At 74.8% G+C, this 18,835-nt stretch carries 17 protein-coding genes; 8 read left to right on the top strand and 9 right to left on the bottom strand.

The genetic code is table 11. The annotated features are described in order from the left end of the window. Window positions 1-683 precede the first annotated feature (683 nt). From rpmH to ABDB74_RS20600, 8 genes are all read left to right on the top strand, one after another. Window positions 684-821 (top strand): 50S ribosomal protein L34, encoded by a 138-nt coding sequence (rpmH, locus tag ABDB74_RS20635; RefSeq protein WP_072921044.1) that lies wholly within the window; start codon window positions 684-686, stop codon window positions 819-821. Window position 822: 1 nt separating this feature from the next. After that, window positions 823-1,203 (top strand): ribonuclease P protein component, encoded by a 381-nt coding sequence (rnpA, locus tag ABDB74_RS20630; RefSeq protein WP_346620815.1) that lies wholly within the window; start codon window positions 823-825, stop codon window positions 1,201-1,203. Next, a complete protein-coding gene (gene yidD, locus ABDB74_RS20625) occupies window positions 1,200-1,583 on the top strand; it encodes a membrane protein insertion efficiency factor YidD (protein ID WP_346620814.1) in 384 nt (127 codons plus the stop codon). Before rnpA ends, yidD begins: the two co-directional genes overlap by 4 nt. Then, a complete protein-coding gene (yidC, locus tag ABDB74_RS20620; protein ID WP_346620813.1) occupies window positions 1,576-2,673 on the top strand; it encodes a membrane protein insertase YidC in 1,098 nt (365 codons plus the stop codon). Before yidD ends, yidC begins: the two co-directional genes overlap by 8 nt. 87 nt (window positions 2,674-2,760) lie before the next feature. Beyond that, on the top strand, window positions 2,761-3,363 hold the full coding sequence (locus ABDB74_RS20615; protein WP_346620812.1) for a protein jag: 603 nt from the start codon (window positions 2,761-2,763) through the stop codon (window positions 3,361-3,363). Next, a complete protein-coding gene (rsmG, locus tag ABDB74_RS20610) occupies window positions 3,360-4,058 on the top strand; it encodes a 16S rRNA (guanine(527)-N(7))-methyltransferase RsmG (protein ID WP_346620811.1) in 699 nt (232 codons plus the stop codon). The genes ABDB74_RS20615 and rsmG overlap by 4 nt, the downstream gene beginning before the upstream one ends. Window positions 4,059-4,158: 100 nt before the next feature. Further along, window positions 4,159-5,214, top strand: coding sequence for a ParA family protein (locus ABDB74_RS20605; RefSeq protein ID WP_346620810.1), 1,056 nt, complete (start codon window positions 4,159-4,161; stop codon window positions 5,212-5,214). Between the two features lie 25 nt (window positions 5,215-5,239). Next, window positions 5,240-6,313 (top strand): ParB/RepB/Spo0J family partition protein, encoded by a 1,074-nt coding sequence (locus ABDB74_RS20600; RefSeq protein WP_346620808.1) that lies wholly within the window; start codon window positions 5,240-5,242, stop codon window positions 6,311-6,313. Between the two features lie 74 nt (window positions 6,314-6,387). On the opposite strand, the gene ABDB74_RS20595 is transcribed toward ABDB74_RS20600, so the two are convergent. The 9 genes from ABDB74_RS20595 to ABDB74_RS20555 form a co-directional block, all read right to left on the bottom strand. Beyond that, window positions 6,388-7,383: a D-alanine--D-alanine ligase gene (locus tag ABDB74_RS20595; RefSeq protein ID WP_346620807.1), complete on the bottom strand. Its 996-nt coding sequence runs from the start codon at window positions 7,381-7,383 to the stop codon at window positions 6,388-6,390. Continuing rightward, on the bottom strand, window positions 7,383-8,750 hold the full coding sequence (locus ABDB74_RS20590) for a PLP-dependent aminotransferase family protein (RefSeq protein WP_407062182.1): 1,368 nt from the start codon (window positions 8,748-8,750) through the stop codon (window positions 7,383-7,385). The genes ABDB74_RS20595 and ABDB74_RS20590 overlap by 1 nt, the downstream gene beginning before the upstream one ends. A 295-nt stretch (window positions 8,751-9,045) precedes the next feature. Continuing rightward, window positions 9,046-10,137, bottom strand: a complete 1,092-nt coding sequence (locus ABDB74_RS20585) for an N-acetylmuramoyl-L-alanine amidase (RefSeq protein ID WP_346620804.1) — start codon at window positions 10,135-10,137, stop codon at window positions 9,046-9,048. A 199-nt stretch (window positions 10,138-10,336) separates the two neighbouring features. After that, window positions 10,337-10,666: a thioredoxin gene (gene trxA, locus ABDB74_RS20580; RefSeq protein ID WP_346620803.1), complete on the bottom strand. Its 330-nt coding sequence runs from the start codon at window positions 10,664-10,666 to the stop codon at window positions 10,337-10,339. A 127-nt stretch (window positions 10,667-10,793) separates the two neighbouring features. Beyond that, complete coding sequence (gene trxB, locus ABDB74_RS20575; protein WP_407062181.1) at window positions 10,794-11,759, bottom strand: thioredoxin-disulfide reductase; 966 nt, start codon at window positions 11,757-11,759, stop codon at window positions 10,794-10,796. A 169-nt stretch (window positions 11,760-11,928) separates the two neighbouring features. Next, window positions 11,929-13,635: a hypothetical protein gene (locus ABDB74_RS20570; RefSeq protein WP_346620802.1), complete on the bottom strand. Its 1,707-nt coding sequence runs from the start codon at window positions 13,633-13,635 to the stop codon at window positions 11,929-11,931. 80 nt (window positions 13,636-13,715) lie between these two features. Then, window positions 13,716-15,797: a murein biosynthesis integral membrane protein MurJ gene (murJ, locus tag ABDB74_RS20565; RefSeq protein ID WP_346620800.1), complete on the bottom strand. Its 2,082-nt coding sequence runs from the start codon at window positions 15,795-15,797 to the stop codon at window positions 13,716-13,718. Further along, window positions 15,794-18,178, bottom strand: coding sequence for a DUF6049 family protein (locus ABDB74_RS20560; RefSeq protein ID WP_346620799.1), 2,385 nt, complete (start codon window positions 18,176-18,178; stop codon window positions 15,794-15,796). The genes murJ and ABDB74_RS20560 overlap by 4 nt, the downstream gene beginning before the upstream one ends. Then, window positions 18,175-18,651 carry an NUDIX hydrolase gene (locus ABDB74_RS20555; RefSeq protein ID WP_346620797.1) on the bottom strand — a complete coding sequence of 159 codons (477 nt, stop codon included), beginning with the start codon at window positions 18,649-18,651 and terminating at the stop codon, window positions 18,175-18,177. Before ABDB74_RS20555 ends, ABDB74_RS20560 begins: the two co-directional genes overlap by 4 nt. Window positions 18,652-18,835 lie beyond the last annotated feature (184 nt).

Genomic DNA, 18,835 nt, shown 5'->3' with positions numbered 1-18,835 from the left:
GCCGTGTCGTCCTCCCCTTGCAGTCGCCCCCGTGGCCGCTCCCGGTGCGCCGGGCGCGTCCGTCCCGGTTCCCCCTGCCGCCGCGAACCGTCCACCGGTGGATGCCCCGGTTGTGGATGCACGCACGCACGTGGTCCACATCGGTGTCCACAGGCTGTGCACGGCCGGCGACGCGGTGCGCCGACCTCGCACGAGGTGGCGGCCGGTGCAGCATCTCTGCTGGTCACGGCCCAGGTCGGGCGGCTGGAGGAGCGGTACGCCGGTCGGTCGACCGGCGGGGTCGGCCCACGCGTCGTGACCCTGACGTCCGACGCGGAGCGACGGCGACGCTAACAGCCCCGTCCACAGCCCGGCAACGTCGGCGGGTGCCACGGCGGGGAGGCACGGTGTGCCGGCGGCGCGGCGCGCCGCACGGCTCCGGCCGGGTGGCCGGGGGCACCATGACCGGTCGGCATGCGGGCGGTCACCGGCATCCCGTGGTCCTCGGCTATGCTGGCCGGAGTCTGTGGACGGGTCTGCCCGTGTCCGGTCGCTGCAGCGTGCCTGCGCGGTCGGGGTTCGGTGTCCGGTCCGCAGTGCCAGCTTCCCGGGTTCCGGGTGCGGTCGTTGCGCCGTCCCGACGCCCTGCGCGCCCCGTCCACCGACGGGAGCGCACCGTCGATGTCGTGTAGTGGGAGTACCTCGTGAGCAAGCGCACGTTCCAGCCGAACAACCGCCGCCGGTCCAAGACCCACGGCTTCCGGCTGCGGATGCGTACCCGCGCGGGCCGGGCGATCATCACCGGCCGTCGGCGCAAGGGCCGCGAGAAGCTCTCCGCCTGACGTGCTGCCTGCGCAGGCACGCCTGCGCCGGCGCCCGGAATTCACCGCGGTCGTCCGTTCCGGCCGGCGCGCCGGGCGGCCGACCATGGTGCTGCACTTCCTCCCCGAACGGCCCGAGCAGCCGACCGGTGACACGTCGTCGCCGGAGGCTGCACGGGCCGGTTTCGTGGTGGGCAAGGGCGTGGGCAACTCGGTGGTCCGCCACCGGGTGACCCGGCGCCTGCGGGAGGTCGTCCGGGCGGAGCTCGACCGGCTGCCCGCCGGTGCCGACCTGGTCGTGCGGGCGCGGCCGGAAGCGGCCGAGGCGCCGTTCGCCGTCCTGCACCGGGATCTGTCCGCCGGCCTGGACCGGCTGCTCGGCGACCGGGCCCGGGCCCGATGAGCGCCACTGCGGCCCGCCGCTCCCCCGTCGCCCGGGTGCTGCTCCGGGCGCTCGGCTTCTACTCGCGGGCGATCAGCCCGGCGTTCCCCCCGCGGTGCCGGTTCTACCCGACGTGCAGCGCCTACGCCGCCGAGGCCGTCGCCCGGCACGGCGCCGGCCGGGGCAGCTGGCTGGCGCTGGTCCGGCTGCTCAAGTGCGCCCCCTGGCACCCGGGGGGCGTGGACCCGGTGCCGCCGGCCGGACCCGGCGGAACCGGAACACCCGCTCGCTCGTCGAGCTCAGGGGCACCGTCGTCCGGTGCCCCGTCCGATGACCCCGGCCGCGAGGCCACCCCGCCGGCCGCGTGCCGGACCCCGCAGGAGGAGTCCTCCGTTGCTTGACTGGCTCTACACCGCCATCTCCTGGGTCATGGCCCGGTGGCACTACCTGTGGGACCTGGCCTTCGGTGACCCGGCGCCCGAGTCCGCCCTCGGCGGCCTGACCTGGGTGCTGGCGATCGTCTTCCTGGTGGTGACGATCCGGCTGCTGCTCTTCCCGCTGTTCGTCAAGCAGATCAAGTCGCAGCGCGCGATGCAGGAGCTCCAGCCCGAGCTGCAGAAGCTGCGCAAGCAGTACGGCAGCGACCGCCAGGGCATGGCGGTGGCGATGCAGCAGCTCCAGAAGGAGCGGGGCGTCAACCCGCTGGCCGGCTGCCTCCCGATCCTGCCGCAGATCCCGGTCTTCCTGTCGCTGTTCCACGTCCTGCGGCGCCTGGCGCCCGAGAAGCAGGGGCTCTACTCCTGGTCGAACGAGCTCACCGACGAGGCGGCGCGCGCCCAGCTGTTCGGTGCGCCGATCTCCGCGTCGTTCAACATGAGCGGCGTCAAGGAGCAGGCGGTCCTGGCGATCCAGGGCGTCAACTACACCAACATCCGGATCGTCGCCTTCGCGCTGATCGTGATCATGTGCTTCACGACCTATTTCACGCAGAAGCAGATCATGCGCCGCTCGGGGCCGGTCGAGGGCCAGGCCGCGATGATCCAGAAGATGATGCTCTACGGCGTCCCGATCAGCCTCTTCGTCTCGGGCTTCATCTTCCCGATCGGTGTCCTCCTCTACTGGATGACCAACAACCTGTGGACGATGGGCCAGCAGTTCTTCGTCCTGCGGAAGATGCCGCCGCCCGGCTCGGACGCCGCCAAGGCCAAGGCCGCCGCCGACAAGCCGGCGGTCGACCCGAAGACCCTGGCCCCCAAGCCCGGTGCGAAGCCGGTGCGTCCCAAGCAGGGCCGGGTCGTCCCGCCCGTGACCGGGGAGGTCACCGGCAGCACCGCCGCCTCCGGTGACGGCGGTGCGCCGACGAGCGACGGCAACGGCTCGGGCCCCGCGCCGGCGGGGGGCACCGGCAACGGGGCCACCCGCAGCGGCGGGGGCTCCCGGCCGGGCGCCGGCCAGGGCCCGGCCAACCGCGGCAAGCGGAAACGTCGCTGACCCGCGCCGTCCGCCAGCCCGCCGGCCCGTCCGGCACACCGACCACCGGGGCAACCCGGCCGCCGCACCGACCTGGGAGGGACACCCGTGAGTGCTCCGCAGCAGCCCGTGACAGACGACCAGCCCGCCCTGCCCGACGCCGACGCCGCCAGCGATGACGCCGTCGTCGAGCCCGTCGACGTCGAGGACGACGGAACGGACGAGCCGCGTGGGGCTGGTGGGGGTGGGGACGACCTGCTGGTGCGCGAGGGCGACGTCGCCGGCGACTACCTCGAGCGGCTCCTCGACATCCTGGACGTGGACGGGGACATCGACCTCGACGTCGAGGGCGACCGGGCGTCGGTCGCGATCGTCGGTGGTCGGCTCAACGACCTGATCGGCCCCGACGGCGCGACCCTGGAGGCCCTGCAGGAGCTGACCCGGCTCGCCGTCGCGCAGTCCACGGGCGTGCGCAGCCGGCTGATGCTCGACGTCGGCGGTCACCGGGCCAAGCGCCGCGCCGATCTGAGCTCGCTCGCGGCCGAGACGGCCCGCCGGGTGTCCTCCAGCGGCCAGCCGGAGCGGCTCAGCCCGATGAACCCGTTCGAGCGCAAGGTCGTGCACGACGTCATCGCCTCGGTGACGGGCGTGCACAGCGAGTCGGAGGGCGAGGAGCCCAACCGCCGCGTCGTGGTCCTGCCCGACAAGTGACCGACGGACGTCCGGCGCCGGGAGCGGCGGCCGCTCCGCAGGACGCCGTCGTCCCCGCGCCGCCGCCGTCGGCGGCCGGGGTGTTCGGGGCCGCGCTGCCCGCCGCCCGGCGGTACGTGGCGCGGCTGGCCACCGACGGGGTGACCCGTGGCCTCATCGGGCCCCGCGAGGTGCCCCGGCTGTGGGAGCGGCACGTCCTCAACAGCGCCGCGGTGGCCGAGGCCGTGCCCGCGGGGGCCCGGGTGGTCGACGTCGGCAGCGGCGCCGGACTCCCGGGCATCCCGCTGGGGCTGGCCCGGCCGGACATCTCGCTGACCCTGGTCGAGCCGATGGCCCGGCGGATCGAGTTCCTGGAGGAGGCCGTCGCCGACCTCGGGGACGGTGCGGAGACGCCCTGGCGCGTGGTGCGCGGGCGGGCCGAGGACCGAGCGGTCGTCAGCGCCGTCGGAGCGGTCGACGTGGTGACCGCGCGGGCGGTCGCACCGCTGCCCCGGCTGGTCGGTTGGTGCCGCGGTCTGCTGCGGCCGGGGACGCAGCTGGTCGCCCTCGTCGGCTCGCGGGCGCTGGCGGAGCTGCCGGGGCTCCTGCCCGAGCTGCACGCCGCCGGCATGCGCGACATCGCGCCGCGTGCCGTCGGCGCATCACTGGGAGACGCTGCCACTACCGTGGTGGTCATGACGCGTGGAGAACGGTGACGGCGCTCGCGCGGACCCCCGCGCACCTGTTCCACGTGGAACAGCTGCGGCTACCCGTCCCGTCCCACGTGAAACGCGCTCGGCAGAGGAAGGACTCGCGATGACCGACCCGGGAGAGCGGCTGCGGAGCAGCCTCGCCGCCGATCAGTCGTCGGCCACCTCCTCCGGCATGGCGGACTTCGACAGCCCGATCGCCATGGAGGCGCTGCGCGCCACCCGGGTGCTGCACGCCGCTGACCAGGATCCCTTCCCGGCGCCCGGGCGGATCCGGGTCGTCACCATCGCCAACCAGAAGGGCGGGGTCGGGAAGACCACGTCGACGGTGAACCTCGGCGTCGCTCTGGCGCTGTACGGGCTGCGCACCCTGGTCATCGATCTGGACCCGCAGGGGAACGCCAGCACCGCCCTCGGTGTCGAGCACACGGTGGGGACGCCGTCGATCTACGACGCCCTGGTCGGGGACAGCACGCTGTCGGAGGTGGTGCACCCGACGACGGCCAGCCCGAACCTGCTCTGCGTGCCGGCGACCATCGATCTCGCCGGCGCGGAGATCGAGCTGGTCTCCGTCGTGGCCCGGGAGCACCGGCTGCGCCGCGCCATCGAGGCCTACGTCGCGGCCCTCCCCCGGGAGCGGCGGCCGCACTACATCCTCATCGACTGCCCCCCGTCGCTGGGCCTGCTCACGCTCAACGCGCTGGTGGCCGGGGACGAGGTGCTCATCCCCATCCAGTGCGAGTACTACGCCCTGGAGGGGCTGGGCCAGCTGCTCAACAACATCGACCTGGTGCGCCAGCACCTCAACCCGGGGATCGCCGTCCGCACGATCCTGCTGACGATGTACGACGGCCGGACCAAGCTCGCCGACCAGGTGGCCGACGAGGTGCGCAACCACTTCGGCGACGTGGTGCTGAACGCGGTCATCCCGCGCAACGTGCGGGTGTCCGAGGCCCCGGGCTACGGCCAGTCGGTCCTGACCTACGACCCGGGCTCCCGCGGATCGACCAGCTATGTGGAGGCGGCGCGCGAGCTCGCCCAGCGGGGTGTCGACCTCCGGCCCCTCGACGGTGCGGCGGCGGGCAGCTCGGGGGCGACGCCGGTCGGTGCCCTCTCGTTCGGCGAGACGGCGGTGCCGTTCCGCACCCAGGAGACCCAGTGAGCATCCCTGCCAGCGAGGAGCAGTCATGACGAAGCGAGGCGGTCTGGGCCGCGGGCTGGCCGCGCTGATCCCCACCGGGCCGCCACCGGCCTCCTCCGCGCCGGTCCCCGCGCCGGCGCCGGCCGCCGTCGTCGAGGCCGAGCGCAGCGACGACGGCGGCGAGACCGCCGGGCCGGCTGCGGACGCCGTCCGCACCGGTGCGGAGGAGGTCGCGGGGCCGTCCTCTCCGGTGAGCCTGGTGCCCTCCCCCGCACCCGGTCAGGACAGCGGTGCCGTCGGGGTGCCCGGAGCCCAGCTCCGCGAGGTGTCGGTGGACGACGTCGTCCCCAACCCCAAGCAGCCGCGGCAGGTGTTCGACGACGAGGCGCTGGAGGAGCTGACCCACAGCGTCCGGGAGTTCGGCCTGCTGCAGCCGATCGTCGTCCGCGAGGCGGGTGACGGCCGGTACGAGCTCATCATGGGCGAGCGCCGGCTGCGCGCCGCCCGCGCGGCGGAGCTGGAGACCGTCCCCGCGATCGTCCGCGACACCACCGACGACGCGATGCTGCGTGATGCGCTGCTGGAGAACATCCACCGGGTGCAGCTCAACCCGCTGGAGGAGGCGGCGGCCTACCAGCAGCTGCTCGAGGAGTTCGGCGCCACCCACGAGGAGCTCGCCCAGCGGATCGGGCGCAGCCGCTCCCAGGTCACCAACACCATCCGGCTGATGAAGCTGCCGGTGAAGGTGCAGACCCGTGTCGCCGCCGGCGTCATCTCCGCCGGCCACGCCCGGGCGCTGCTCGGCCTGCCGGACGCCGAGGCGCAGGACGCGCTGGCGACACGGATCGTAGCCGAGGGGATGTCGGTGCGAGCCACCGAGGAAGCGGTCGCCATGGCCGCCGCCCTCCAGCCGGCCGCGAAGCGACGGGCACGCAACATCAGCGCTCCGGGCGTCGAGGAGCTGGGGTCCCGCCTGTCCGACATGTTCGAGACGAAGGTGAAGATCCAGATCGGCCGGGCCAAGGGGAAGATCGTCGTCGAGTTCGGCTCGGTCGACGACCTGCAGCGGATCATCGGCGTCATGGCCCCGGACATCACCGGTCGGCGTCCCGACGCCTGATCGTCTGGACTCCACGCGAAATGGCCCCTTACGTCACTGACGTAAGGGGCCCTTTCGCGGGTCCGATCGACGGACTAGCGGTCGGTGCTCGCCCGCCGGGCCAGGAGCCGGCCGAGCACGTCACCGAGCTCGTAGCCGGCGGCCTCGACGGCCATGGGGAACATGGAGGTCTCGGTCAGCCCGGGCGAGACGTTGACCTCCAGGAAGTGCACCTCGCCGTCGGGGGTGACGATGGCGTCGGTCCGGGAGAGGTCGGCCAACCCGAGCACCTGGTGCACGCGCACCGCGACCTCGGCCGCCCGCTCCGCGGCCTCGTCGGGGATGCGGGCCGGGGCGTGGTACTCGGTGAGGCCCGGGGTGTAGCGCGAGGTGTAGTCGAAGACACCGGACTCCGGCTCGATCTCGACAGCGGGCAGCGCCTGCGGCCCGTCCCCGAGGTCGATGACCGACAGAGCCAGCTCGATGCCCTCGACGTACCGCTCGACCAGCACGGTGTCCCCGTAGGCGAAGCAGCTCACCATCGCGGCGGGCAGGTCCTCGACGCGGGTCACCTTCTGCACGCCGAGGGCCGATCCCCCGGACGCCGGCTTGACGACCAGCGGCAGGCCGAGCCGGGCCACCATCAGGTCGAGGACGGCGCCGGCGCCGAGCTCCCGGAAGGTGCTGTGCGGCAGGGCCACCCAGTCCGGCGTCGTGACACCGGCCGACCGGACCACGGACTTCGCCGCGGGCTTGTCCCAGGCCAGCCGGCACGCCGCGGCCGGGGAACCGACGTAGGAGATCCCCGCCAGGTCGAGGACCGCTCGCAGCGCGCCGTCCTCGCCCGTGGCCCCGTGCAGGGCGATGAACACCGCGTCGGCGGGAGCTGCGGCGAGCCCGGGCAGCAGGTCCGCGTCGGCGTCGCGCAGCTCGGCGTCCAGCCCGGCACGGGTGAGTTCCTCGACCACCTGCGTGCCCGACGACAGGCTGACCTCGCGCTCGAAGGTCAGCCCGCCGGCGAGGACGACGGCGCGCAGCGGGTGCGGTGCGATGTCGCCGGCGGTCTCGGGTGCGGGGGCCGTCTCGCTCATCACCGGTCCTCGTAGCTGTCGCTGTTGGCGGGCCCGACGATCTGCTCCGCCTCGTGCCCGGCGGTGCCGCGCACCGCCCGGAACGTACCGGTGTCCACCTTGTCGAACGTGGAGTGCAGATCCAGCTCGGCCTCGATGACACGGGCCAGCCGGCGCACGCCCTCGCGGATCTGGTCCGGCTCGGGGTAGCAGTAGGACAGCCGCATGTACTCCTGGCCGTTCCCGTCGGCGAAGAACCCGATGCCGGGGACGTAGGCGACGTGGGCGGCGACCGCGCGGGGCTGCATCAGCTTGGCGTCCAGGCCGTGCGGCAGCTTCAGCCACACGTAGAACCCGCCCTCGGGCTTGGTCCAGGCGGTCCCGGCGGGCATGAGGGTGGCCAGCGACTCCAGCGCGGCGTCCCGGCGCTCCCGGTACAGCTCGGTGAAGATCTTGATCTGCTCGCGCCAGGGCTGGGTGTCCAGGTAGCGGGCGACGGCGTACTGGGTCAGCGACGGCGGGCAGAGCACCTGCGCCTCGGTGGCCAGGACCAGCTTCTCGCGCACGGCCAGCGGCGCCAGCACCCAGCCCACGCGCAGGCCCGGCGAGAACGTCTTGGAGAAAGAGCCCAGGTAGATGACGCGCTGGCTGTTCCGGGCGCGCAGGGCGCGCATCGGTTCGTGCTCGAAGCCCAGCAGGCCGTAGGGGTTGTCCTCGATGACCAGCAGGTCGTGCTGCTCGGCCAGCGCCATGATCGCCTCGCGGCGCGGCTCGGACAGGGTCACGCCGGCCGGGTTGTGGAAGTTGGGCACCGTGTAGAGGAACTTCACCCGGTCACCGTTGGCGCGGCAGTCGGCCAGCGCCTCCTCCAGGGCCTCGGGGATCAGGCCGTGCTCGTCCATCGCCACGTGGCGGACCCGCGCCTGGGCGGCCTGGAAGACGCCCAGCGCACCGACGTAGGAGGGGCCCTCGGCGAGGATGACGTCACCGGGGTCGACGAAGACACGGGTCACCAGATCCAGGCCCTGCTGGGACCCGACGGTGACGACGACCTCGCTCGGCGAGGCGTCGGTGATGCCCTCCAGGGCCATGACGTCGCAGATCTGCTCGCGCAGTCGCGGGTCACCCTGACCCGAGCCGTACTGCAGGGTCTGCGCGCCCATGCCGGAGACGAGGTCCCCGATCATCGAGCCGACCGCGTCGAGGGGCAGCGCGGTGACCGCGGGCATCCCCCCGGCCAGGGAGACGACCTCGGGGCGGCTCACGACGGAGAACAGCGCCCGGATCTCCGAGGACTTCATCCCGTGCGTCCGTGCTGCGTACCGGTCGGCCAGCGGGTCCAGCCGCGGGTGACGCGGGACGACATGGGGATGGGCACCCTGGGTCAGGTGCGCCCCCGGCTGACCGGGACCGGCAGGCGAGCCGGGCGGGATGGTGGCCACCTTCAGAGTGTAGGCAGCCCGGGATGACCGGCCGCACGCAACACGTCCGAAGGACGGACTGTTCAGTCACGGTGCTCACTGTCGCCCTCCGGGCGACTCGGCGGCCAGGTGCCGTCCCCCGGTTGCGCTGAGCCCCTTCCGGCGCTCGTCGCCGACCCTCCGGGCCAGCTCCTCACGCCGCCTCGCGGGGCGGCTCAGCACACCCCTGCGCGGACCCTCCGGGCCCACTCGGCGTGCGCTGTCACGGCAGGACGAAGGTGCCCGTCGGGGGGTCGGCCTCGGCGGGCAGGTAGAGCCGCTGGACGGCGGCCAGGACGGCGTGGGCCATGGCGCTGCGGACCCGGGCGTCGAGCAGCAGCAGCCGGTCGACGGGGTGGGAGAGGTAGCCGCTGTCGAGGCGGACCGCGGGCATGCGGGTCATCCGCAGCAGCTCCCAGGTCTTGGGGTGCGAGCCGAGGTCCAGCATGCCGGTGCGGGCCACCACCTCGCGGCGCACCAGGTTGGCGAACTCCTCGCCCACCGTCGAGGACGCCCCCGAGCCCGTGCCGTAGTAGTAGCTGGCCACGCCGCGGGCGTGCTCGGAGCTGTGCGCGTCCATGTGCAGCGAGATGAACAGGTCGGCCCGGGCGTCGTTGGCGAAGGCGGTCCGCTCGGCCAGCGCCGGGCCCTGCGCACGGCCTCGGGTGAGGTAGACGGTGGCCCCCGCGGCCGCGAGCCTGCCCTCGATCCGGGATGCCAGGTCGAAGACGAGGTCCGCCTCGGTGGTCTCCCCGTAGGCGAAGCCCGTGTCCGGGCCGCCGTGGCCGGCGTCGACGACGATCCGGCGGCCGATGAGGTGCGGCCCGCTCTCCACGAACGAGGCGCTCTGCCGGAGCAGCTGCGGCCGTCCGCCGGTGACCTTGCGCCCCAGCTGGCGCAGCGCGCGGAGCGTCGCCGGGCCGCAGGTGCCGTCGGAGGTGAGGCCGTAGTCGCGCTGGAAGGCGCGCAGGCCCGTCTCCGTCTCGGGGCCGAGCATGCCGTCGGCCCGCCCCGCGTCGTAGCCGAGCTCGAGCAGCCGTTCCTGCAGGTTGATCACGTCGTCGCCGCGCATCGGGCGCTCGGGGTCGTAGCGCAGCAGCCGGTCGCCCAGCGACCAGCGTGCCTCGCTGAGGGAGCGGTAGGTCTCCTCCCCCACCCGGCCGTCGACGGACAGACCCCGGATCTGCTGGAAGTGGCGGACGGCGAGCTCGGTGGCGGCGTCGTACTCGGCCGACTCCAGGCCGGGGCCCGGGCCATCGGCGGCGGGGTCCGGCAGGAGACCCAGGCTGCGCAGGGCAGCGTGCACGTCGGCCACGGCCGGCCCGCGGTCCCCCGGTCTCAGGGGCTGCATGCGGCTGTCGGTTCCCATGGTGTCACCGATTGTCGTCCTTCCCGATCCGCTCGGCCCGCCGGGGGCCGGGCGGCGTCCCCTCTCACGCCGAGGGCCCACCCGTCAGATGGACGGGTGGGCCCTCGCAGCGCGCAGCGTGACCGGAGTCCCCCTGCCACGCGTCCTACTGGATGAAGTCGGCGAGGTCGTTGAGGATCGCGCCCTTCGGCTTGGCGCCGATGATGCTCTTGACCGGCTTGCCGCCCTGGAAGACGGTCATGGTCGGGATCGACATGACCTGGTAGTCGCGGGCGATCTGCGGGTTCTCGTCGATGTTGAGCTTGGCGATGGTGAGCTTGTCGCCGTGCTCGGAGGCGATCTCCTCCAGGACGGGGGCGACCATCTTGCACGGTCCGCACCACTCCGCCCAGAAGTCGACGAGCACGGGCTTGTCGCTGCCGAGCACCTCGCTGGCGAAGCTGGCGTCGGTGACCTTCACGGTGTTGCCTGCCATGGTCGTTCTCCCTCTCGGTCGACTGGCTGGTGGGTTGCGCTGACGGGATCGGCTGCCGGGACAACGGGGGGGACGGCCCGGTTATGCCCGGGTGGCCCCGTCCGCCGCGCGGGCAGAGGTTCGGTGTCTAGCGCTCGTCGAAGGTATCGGCGAGCCACCGTTCGGCGTCGATCGCGGCCGCGGCACCGGTGCCGGCCGAGGTGATCGCCTGACGGTAGATGTGGTCGACGACGTCGCCACAGGCGAAGACACCGTCGACGTTGGTCCGGGTGGTCGGGTGGTCGACCTGGATGTAGCCCCCGTCGTCCAGCTTCAGCTGGCCGACGAACAGCTCGGTCCGCGGGTCGTGGCCGATGGCGACGAACAGCCCGGTCACCGGCAGCGTCTCGGTGGTGCCGGTGGTGGTGTCGGTGAGCTCGACGGCGGAGACGGTGGTCTCGCCGAGGACCTCGGTGACCTGCTTGCCGAGCGCCCAGCGGATCTTCTCGTTGTCCTGCGCGCGCTTCTGCATGATCTTCGACGCGCGCAGCTCCTCGCGCCGGTGGACGACGGTGACGCTCTTGGCGAACCGGGTGAGGAAGGTGGCCTCCTCCATCGCGGAGTCGCCGCCGCCGACCACGACGATGTCCTGGTCGCGGAAGAAGAACCCGTCGCAGGTGGCGCAGGCCGACACGCCCCGGCCGAGCAGTCGCTGCTCGTTGTCCAGGCCGAGGTACCGGTACTTCGAGCCGGTGGCCACGATCACCGCGTGCGCCCGGTGAACCTCGTCGCCGACCTTGACGATCTTCGGGTCGGCGGTGAGGTCGACCTCGGTGACGTCCCGGGGCACCAGTTCGGCGCCGAAACGCTCGGCCTGCGTGCGCATGTCGTCCATGAGCTGGGGGCCCTGGATGCCCTCCGGGAACCCGGGGAAGTTCTCCACCTCGGTGGTGGTCATCAGGGCGCCACCGAACTGGGAGCCCTCGAACACCAGCGGGTGCAGGTTGGCCCGCGCGGCGTACGTGGCCGCGGTGTACCCCGCCGGGCCGGACCCGATGATGATCAGGTCGCGGACGCCGTCGTGCTCGGCGGGCGGGATGACGGGCTCCCGCACCTCACCGGTGGTCACGGCGGGGCCGGGGGTCGGGTGGTCTGTCGTCACGGGCGGCACAACCAGGATCGTAGGGGGCACATTCCCGTGCGGCCCCGGCCCGGGGGACGGTGGCCGTCCGCGGAGAGCCCCGCCGCGGGCCCGCGAGTGGTGAGGAGGCCGAGGTCCTCGCTCAGCCGGCGGCGCGGATCTCCACCTCGGCGACCTCGGCGGTGAAGCCGTCCGGGCCGTCGGTGAGCCCGGTGACCCACAGGAGCACGTAGCGGGCGTCCACCGGCTCGGCGAAGGTCAGCTCGGTGGTGTCGGCGAGCGTCCCCTCGGCGGCGACGGCGAACCCGTCGAGCGAGTCCGCGGGGGTGTCGGCGGTGCGTACCTCGACCGTGGCGCCCGGCAGCGGGCTCTGCACGGTGACCCCGGCCAGCTGCCGGGTCTCCCCGAGGTCGTAGACGACGCCGACCCCGGGCTTGAGGTTGCCGAACGCCGGCGAGCCCCGGTAGTCCAGCGTCGACCACGCCGTCGCGGGGTCGCCGTCGTAGGACAGCGGTACGGCGGCGTCGTTCTCCGGCTCCCCGTCGCCGAACGGGTCGAACACCTCGGCGCCGGCGATCGCGACCGGAGCGCCGGCGGTGGCCGGCTCGGGCCCGGGCTCGGCCGGCGCGTCCTCGACCGTGCTGGACGGCGGGATGGAGCCGTCGACGGCGTTCCCGACGGTGCCGGCGACAGAGAGGACGCTCGTCCCCAGCCACCAGGCGAGCGCGATGACCACGGCGAGGGCCAGCAGCGGCAGCCCGACGACCACCAGCCGGTGCCGGCGGGCCGTCTCGGGGTCCTCGGGGTGGTCGGCCAGCTCGTCCGGGTAGTCGTCCTCGTCGTCGAACGCCGGCGCGCCGGCGTGCAGGACGCCGAAGGGCTCGTCCTCGTCGCCGGAGGGGCCACGCACCGTCCCGGGGACCGCCCGGGTGGCGCCGGCGCGCGGCCCGGGGACCGCGACGGTGTCGTCGCTCCCGGCGCTCGCGAGGCTCCTGGGACCGACGCCGGCGGCCGGCCGGACGGGCGGGACCGGCGGCAGGGTGCCGGGCTCCAGGCGCACGGGCCGCTCGCCCTCGCCCCGGCGGTCCCACGGCCGGCGCCGCCGTCCGCCGTCGGTGTCGTCCCCGCGCTGGGCGGTGGCCGCCGGGGAGGGGCCGGTGCGCGGCCGCTCGGCCAGCAGCGCGGCCATGGCCGCGACGCTCGACAGCTTCTGCCCCGGCTCGGTGGACCGGGCACGCCGGGCCAGGATCACCAGGTCGGAGGGGCCGGTCGCCGGGCGGGCGCCCGGACCGACGCCGGTGAGGCAGGCCGACAGCAGCTCACCGAGGGCCGTCACGTCACCGTCGAAGGTGCCGGCCGCGGCGGGGACCGCGCGGAGACCGACCAGCCCGTTGGGCCGCAGCACGACGTTCTCCAGCGAGAGGCCGCCGACGGCGAGGCCCACCCGGTGCGCCTCGGCGACGCCCTCGGCCAGCCGGCGGAGGACCAGCCGGACGTCCCGCTCGGGCATGGGCCCGGAGCTCAGCCGTTCGGCGAGGGTCTCCCCGTCGATCCACTCGTTGACGACGTAGGCCGCGCCCCCGGGGGACTGCGGATCGCCGCTGCCCTCGGAGGCGTCGTAGACCATCGCCAGGGCCGGGGTGGCCAGGCCGCCGGCGGTGAGCGCGCGGGTGATCCAGGCGTGGGCGGCGGGCCCGGCCGGCACGTGCACCCGGATGGCCACGTCGCGGTTGAGGATCCGGTCCTTGGCGCGCCAGCACTGGATGACCCCGGTGGGCGTGGCCTCGTCGGGACCGACCTGGTCCAGTGGCCGGTAGCGGTCGGGCAGGCCGGTGGTCGTGGACGCCATCGACACTGTCGACTCCCTGTGCTGCTCCAGCCGCCGAGGCGGACGCCCCGGCACGGTCGGGCCCTGCGGCCGGTCCCCGGTCACCCGCGTCCCAGGCGGGCGCGGGCCGCGGAGAGCGGCCCCCGGACCTCGGGAACGCGGGCCACCACCAGACCGACCAGTGCGACGCCGCCGACGACCACGGTACCGACGAGCACCTGGAGGAGCGAGCCTGTGGTGGAGCGTCCGAGCAGGTCGTCGGTCACGATCCGGACAAGACCGCCGGCCAGCCCGGCCGCGACGGCGACCGCGGCGACCCGGGCGACCGGCCCGAACGTCTCGCGGGTGCGCAGACCGCCGAGCCTGCGGCGGAGGGCGAGGTCGCCGAACACCCACCCGGCGACGTAGGTGAGGCTGGTGGCGACCATCAGCCCGGCCACGACCAGCTCCGGCTCGACGACGACGGGCACGAGCAGGAGCAGCGGGACGCGGACGGCCACCATGCCGAGCTGGATCAGGGTGGGTGTCCGGGCGTCCTTCATGGCGTAGAAGACCCGCAGCTGCAGCAGGGTCACCGCCATCGGCAGCAGACCGAACGCCCCGGCGGCGAGCGCGGTGCCGATGGCCTGGGCCTCGTCCACCGACGTGTTGCCCCGGGCGAAGGCGAGCACCGCCAGCGGCGGCCCGAGTACGGTCAGCACCGCGGTGACCGGCAGCAGCCCCAGCGCCGAGAGCCGGGTGCCCAGGGAGAGGTCCTCGATGACGCCGGGGACGTCGGAGCGGGCCGCCGCGCGGCTCATCCGCGGCACCAGCGCGGTCAGAAGCGCGACGCCGATGATCCCGTAGGGCATCTGGAACAGCAGGCTGACGTAGCCGAAGGCGGCCGACCCCAGACCGCCCTGCCGCCCGGCCTCGTTGGCGAGGCGCAGCGCGACCAGCACGCCGACCTGGCTGACGGCCACGTAGCCGATCACCCACAGCCCCAGCGTCCCGGCCTCGCGCAGCCCGGTGTCGCGGATCCCCCAGCGTGGGCGGAGCGGCACCCCGGCGCGGCGCAGCAGCGGCAGCAGCACGAGGGCCTGGACCGCGATGCCGAGCACCGTGCCGATGCCGAGCAGCCACACCAGCCCGGGGTCGATCGTCGCGGGCGCCAGCGCGCCGGGGCCGCTGGCCGCCAGGAACACCAGGCCGGTCGCGATGACCACGACGTTGTTGAGCACCGGCGCCCAGGCCGGCGGCCCGAACACGCCGCGGGAGTTCAGGATCGCCTGCGCGAAGGCGCCGAAGCCGTAGAAGACGATCTCGACCAGCAGGATGCGGGCCAGCCAGTTGGCCAGCCGGTACTGCTCCGGGTCCTCGTCGAGGCCGTAGAGCGCGGTCAGCACGGGCGCCGCGAGGACCGCCAGCACCGTCATGACCAGCAGCCCGGTCATCGCGATGGTGGCCAGGCGCTGCGCGTACCCGACGCCGTCGTCGCGGTCCCGTTCCTGCGCGTGCACCAGGAGCGGGACGATCACTGACGTCAGCACGCCACCGAGCAGCAGCTCGTAGACGATGTTCGGCAGCGTGTTCGCGGTGTTGTAGGCGTCGGCGACCAGGCCGACCCCGAGCGCGGCGGCCAGCACGATGGTGCGCAGCAGGCCGGTGACCCGGGAGACCAGCGTCGCGACCGCCATCGTCCCGGCGGCCCGCAGGATCCCCCGGCTGGCGCCGGGGGCGCCCTCGCGCCGCTCGACGTCCTCGTCGGTCTCCTGCGCGGTGCGCGGCACCGGCGGGAGCACCGGCATGGGGAAGACCTGGGTGTCGTCCGCGGCCGGCACCCACCGGTGCCGCAGCGGCGGCAGCGGCGGCACCGGGCCGGCCGGGCGCCCCGCGCGCGGCGTGACCGCCGGCACCGGGGGCCGTGCCGGCCGCACCGGCGAGGCCGGGGGCACCGCCCCGTCGACGACGGCGTCGGACGGCCCGCCGCCGTCGGTGGCCGACGGCGCGGCGAAGACGGCATCGGGTGGTGGGGTGGCCAGGTAGGGCGCGGGCGGCAGGGGGGCGGGGGAGCCCCAGGCGCGCCGTCCGGGGGCCGGGCGTGCCGGCGGCGGCGGTGGGGGCATCCGTGCGACGGGGAGGCGCTGCGGCGCCTCCTGCTCGGTCGACGAGGCGGAGTCCCCGGATCCGGGCTGCTCGCTCACACCGGGCTCCGGGTGGGCGGGACCGACAGCCCGGCCGCCGACGCGCCCGTCCCGTCGGCCGCGGCGCCCCGGCGGCGGCGGAGGACGAAGCGGACCAGCCGGCGGAGGAACAGCAGGCCGAGCAGCGCGGCGGCGCCGACGGTGATGAACAGGGTGATCGGGCCGTAGGCGGTGCTCTTGACCTGCATCTCGACGCGCTCGCCGAGCGGGCTGCCCGACGGGGTCGTCACCTGGGCGGTCACCGCGAAACCCCCGGAGCGCCGCAGTTCGGTGGGCACCTGCAGGATGGTGCGCTGCTGCGGGGCGAGGGTCTGGACGCCGACGTCCTCGACGGCGAGCCCCCGGTTGCCCGGCGTCTCGACCTGGAGACGGACCTGCACGGGGAACGGCAGCGGGTTGTCCACGGTGAGCACCAGCGGGGCGTTGCTGGAGGCGAGGCTGTAGGTGCCGTCCACGGGGGCGATGACGGTGATCCGGTCGAGCAGTCGCTCCACCGTGTCCTGCGCATCCGCGGCGGCCTCGGCGAACGCCTCCGGCTCACCGCGCCACAGGACCGAGGCGGCGCGGGCGATCCCGGCGTCATAGGCCCGCAGTGCCCGGTCGGCGTCCCCGACGATCGCGCCGGCGAGGTCCTCGCGGATCGCGACCGCCTCCCGCAGGGCCGCCATCCCGGTGCCGTTGAGCGCGGCGTCCTGGGGTGCGTCCGCCAGGATGCCGGCGTCGGCGGCCGGGACGCCGCCGAGGTCGGCCACGCCGGCCGGTCCCAGCCATGGCAGGCCGGCGGTGTCGGCCATCATCGCGCCGGCGCCCTCGAGCCGGGCCTGCACGTCGCGCGGCGGGGCGACGAGAACCGTCTGCTCGGTGCCCGGCGGCGCCTGCAGCGTCAGCGCCGCGAGCTCGGCCAGGTACCGCTGCTCGGCGATCCGCGGACCGCCGGGGGTCGCCTCGGCCGCGCCGACGACGGCGCTCAGCGTCGGATCGGCGACCAGCACGTCGAGCGGCTCCCCGCCGACCGGGACCCGGGCGTGGGCGACCGCGTCGGAGCCGTCGAGCCCGACCGCGGACGCGCCGTCGGTGAGGGCGCCGCTGCCGAGCACCACCCGGTCGATCCCGCCGTCCCGCAGCGTCCCGAGCGTCTCCGGCTCGAAGGAGCCGTCCGCGGCCCAGGCCAGGTCCGTCACCGGCGCGACGTCGAGCACCTCGCCGAGGATCTCCGCCCCCGCGCCGGTCGCCGGCTGCCCGGTGGGGTCGGGTGTTGGGGCGGCGTCCGCGGCCGGTACGGCGGGCTCGGGTGGCGGCCCCGGCGGGTCCTGCGCCGTGCCCTCGGGCGTCCCCGGCAGGCTGCGCGTGATCACCGCCGGCAGGCCGGCGACCTGCAGGCCGTCGGCGTCCACGTCGCCGTAGGGCAGCGCCACGACCGGGTGCACCGCGGCGACGGCCCGCAGCCGGGCGAGGAAGGCGGCGGCCTCCTCGGTCCCGGTACCGGCGCCCTCGACGCCGTCGACGGCGTAGGGCCCCTCCGCCATCAGTGCGAGCTCCTCGACCAGTGCCGGGTCGACGGCCAGGGTGACCGGCAGGGCCGGCGACGGAACGGGCGCATCGGCCGCGAGGCCGACCGGGAGCCGTTCGGCGACGGCCAGGGCGCGGTCCAGCCGGCCGCCCTCGCTGATCACGCCGGTCAGCTCGTCGTCGACGAACGAGCCGGTCGCGTCGCGGTGGCTGCGCTCCGACAACGGCCACAGCCAGGCGACCGTCGTGCGGGACGACGGCACCACCGGTTGCTGCACCACGAACGTGGCCAGCTCCCCCACGCGGCGCTCCTCGTCGCCGTCGACGGTGCCGTTGACGTTGAACAGCACCGGGTAGACGCCGTCCTGGTCGAGCCGGAGCTCGGCGGAGTCCAGCGTGTAGCTGAACTGCGTGCTCTCCCCGGGTGCCAGCCCGAAGTCCAGCGGCGTGAACGCCGGCTGCACGGTCGTGGCCGGGTCGGGGTCGCTCAGCGCCTCGGCCAGTGCGGGCCGGCTGGTGCGGACGTCCCCACGCTGGAGGCGCAGGGCCAGGTCGGTGATCGGCTCGGCGCCGGTGTTGGTCAGCGTCCCGGTCACGGTGATGAGGGCTCCGGGCGTCACCGTGCGTGGCTCGAACCGGGCCACGTCGACGCGCACCGGGCGGTCGGCGCCGGTGGCGTCGGCCGGTGCCGCCGTGACGGGGGCCGCCACCGCCGGGCTCAGCCCGGCCCCGGGCACCGGGAGCGGTCCGCCGAGGACCAGGGTGCCGGCCAGCAGCGGGACGAGCGCGGCCGCGCGCCGGGCGGCACCCGGCCGGGCGGGCGCGTCGGCGGCGGGGCGGCGGCCGGCGCGGGCGGCAGCCGGCCGCGTCACGCGCTGTCGGCCAGGAGTCCGGGCGCCCGCTCGACCAGCGCCCGCTCGTCGGCGTACGCCAGCCGGGTGCTCAGTTCCGTCAGGGGAACCCAGGCGACCTCGGTGACCTCGACGTCGGCGTCGGAGAGCGCACCGCCGGTGGCCCGCAGCAGGAAGTGGTGCACGGTCTTGTGGACGCGCCTGCCCTCGGCGACGAACCAGAAGTCGATGATCCCGAGGGGCGCGACCACCTCGCCGATGATCCCCGTCTCCTCGGCCACCTCGCGGACGGCGGTGTCCTCCGGCGTCTCCCCCGCCTCGATGTGGCCCTTCGGCAGCGACCACAGCAGCCGGCCCCGGCGGTCCGTGCGGCCGATGAGGGCGGCACGGGGCCCGGTCACGCCGTCGTCGGCCACCACCAGGCCCCCGGCGGAGGTCTCGTCGACCCGGCGCAGCCGACGGCCCGGGCGCCCTCGCCCGCCCGTACCAGCCATGTCAGGAGGGTAGCGCGACTCCGGCGACAGCCCCGGGAGCATCGCAGCGAGCGCCAGCGAGCGAGGAGCGGACCGGGGTGCGGAGCCGGAGCGGGGGGCGGAGTCGGCGACAGCCCCGGGAGCGTCGCAGCGGGGACGCGACCGGTGGGCGGCGGACGCCGGCCGCAGCGCGGGGTCCGTGCTG

The sequence above is a fragment of the Blastococcus sp. HT6-4 genome, from assembly GCF_039679125.1.
GTDB lineage: Bacteria > Actinomycetota > Actinomycetes > Mycobacteriales > Geodermatophilaceae > Blastococcus > Blastococcus montanus.
The sequence above is the reverse complement of the archived record's forward strand: the minus strand, read 5'-3'. Positions and strand labels throughout refer to the sequence as shown.

Bases quoted from the DNA above. Each gene is read 5' to 3' on its own strand.
- ABDB74_RS20605 (WP_346620810.1), top strand. From the start codon at position 4,159: ATGACCGACCCGGGAGAGCGGCTGCGGAGCAGCCTCGCCGCCGATCAG.
- yidD (WP_346620814.1), top strand. From the start codon at position 1,200: ATGAGCGCCACTGCGGCCCGCCGCTCCCCCGTCGCCCGGGTGCTGCTC.
- ABDB74_RS20595 (WP_346620807.1), bottom strand. From the start codon at position 7,383: ATGAGCGAGACGGCCCCCGCACCCGAGACCGCCGGCGACATCGCACCG.
- ABDB74_RS20600 (WP_346620808.1), top strand. From the start codon at position 5,240: ATGACGAAGCGAGGCGGTCTGGGCCGCGGGCTGGCCGCGCTGATCCCC.
- ABDB74_RS20570 (WP_346620802.1), bottom strand. From the start codon at position 13,635: ATGGCGTCCACGACCACCGGCCTGCCCGACCGCTACCGGCCACTGGAC.
- trxA (WP_346620803.1), bottom strand. From the start codon at position 10,666: ATGGCAGGCAACACCGTGAAGGTCACCGACGCCAGCTTCGCCAGCGAG.
- ABDB74_RS20555 (WP_346620797.1), bottom strand. From the start codon at position 18,651: ATGGCTGGTACGGGCGGGCGAGGGCGCCCGGGCCGTCGGCTGCGCCGG.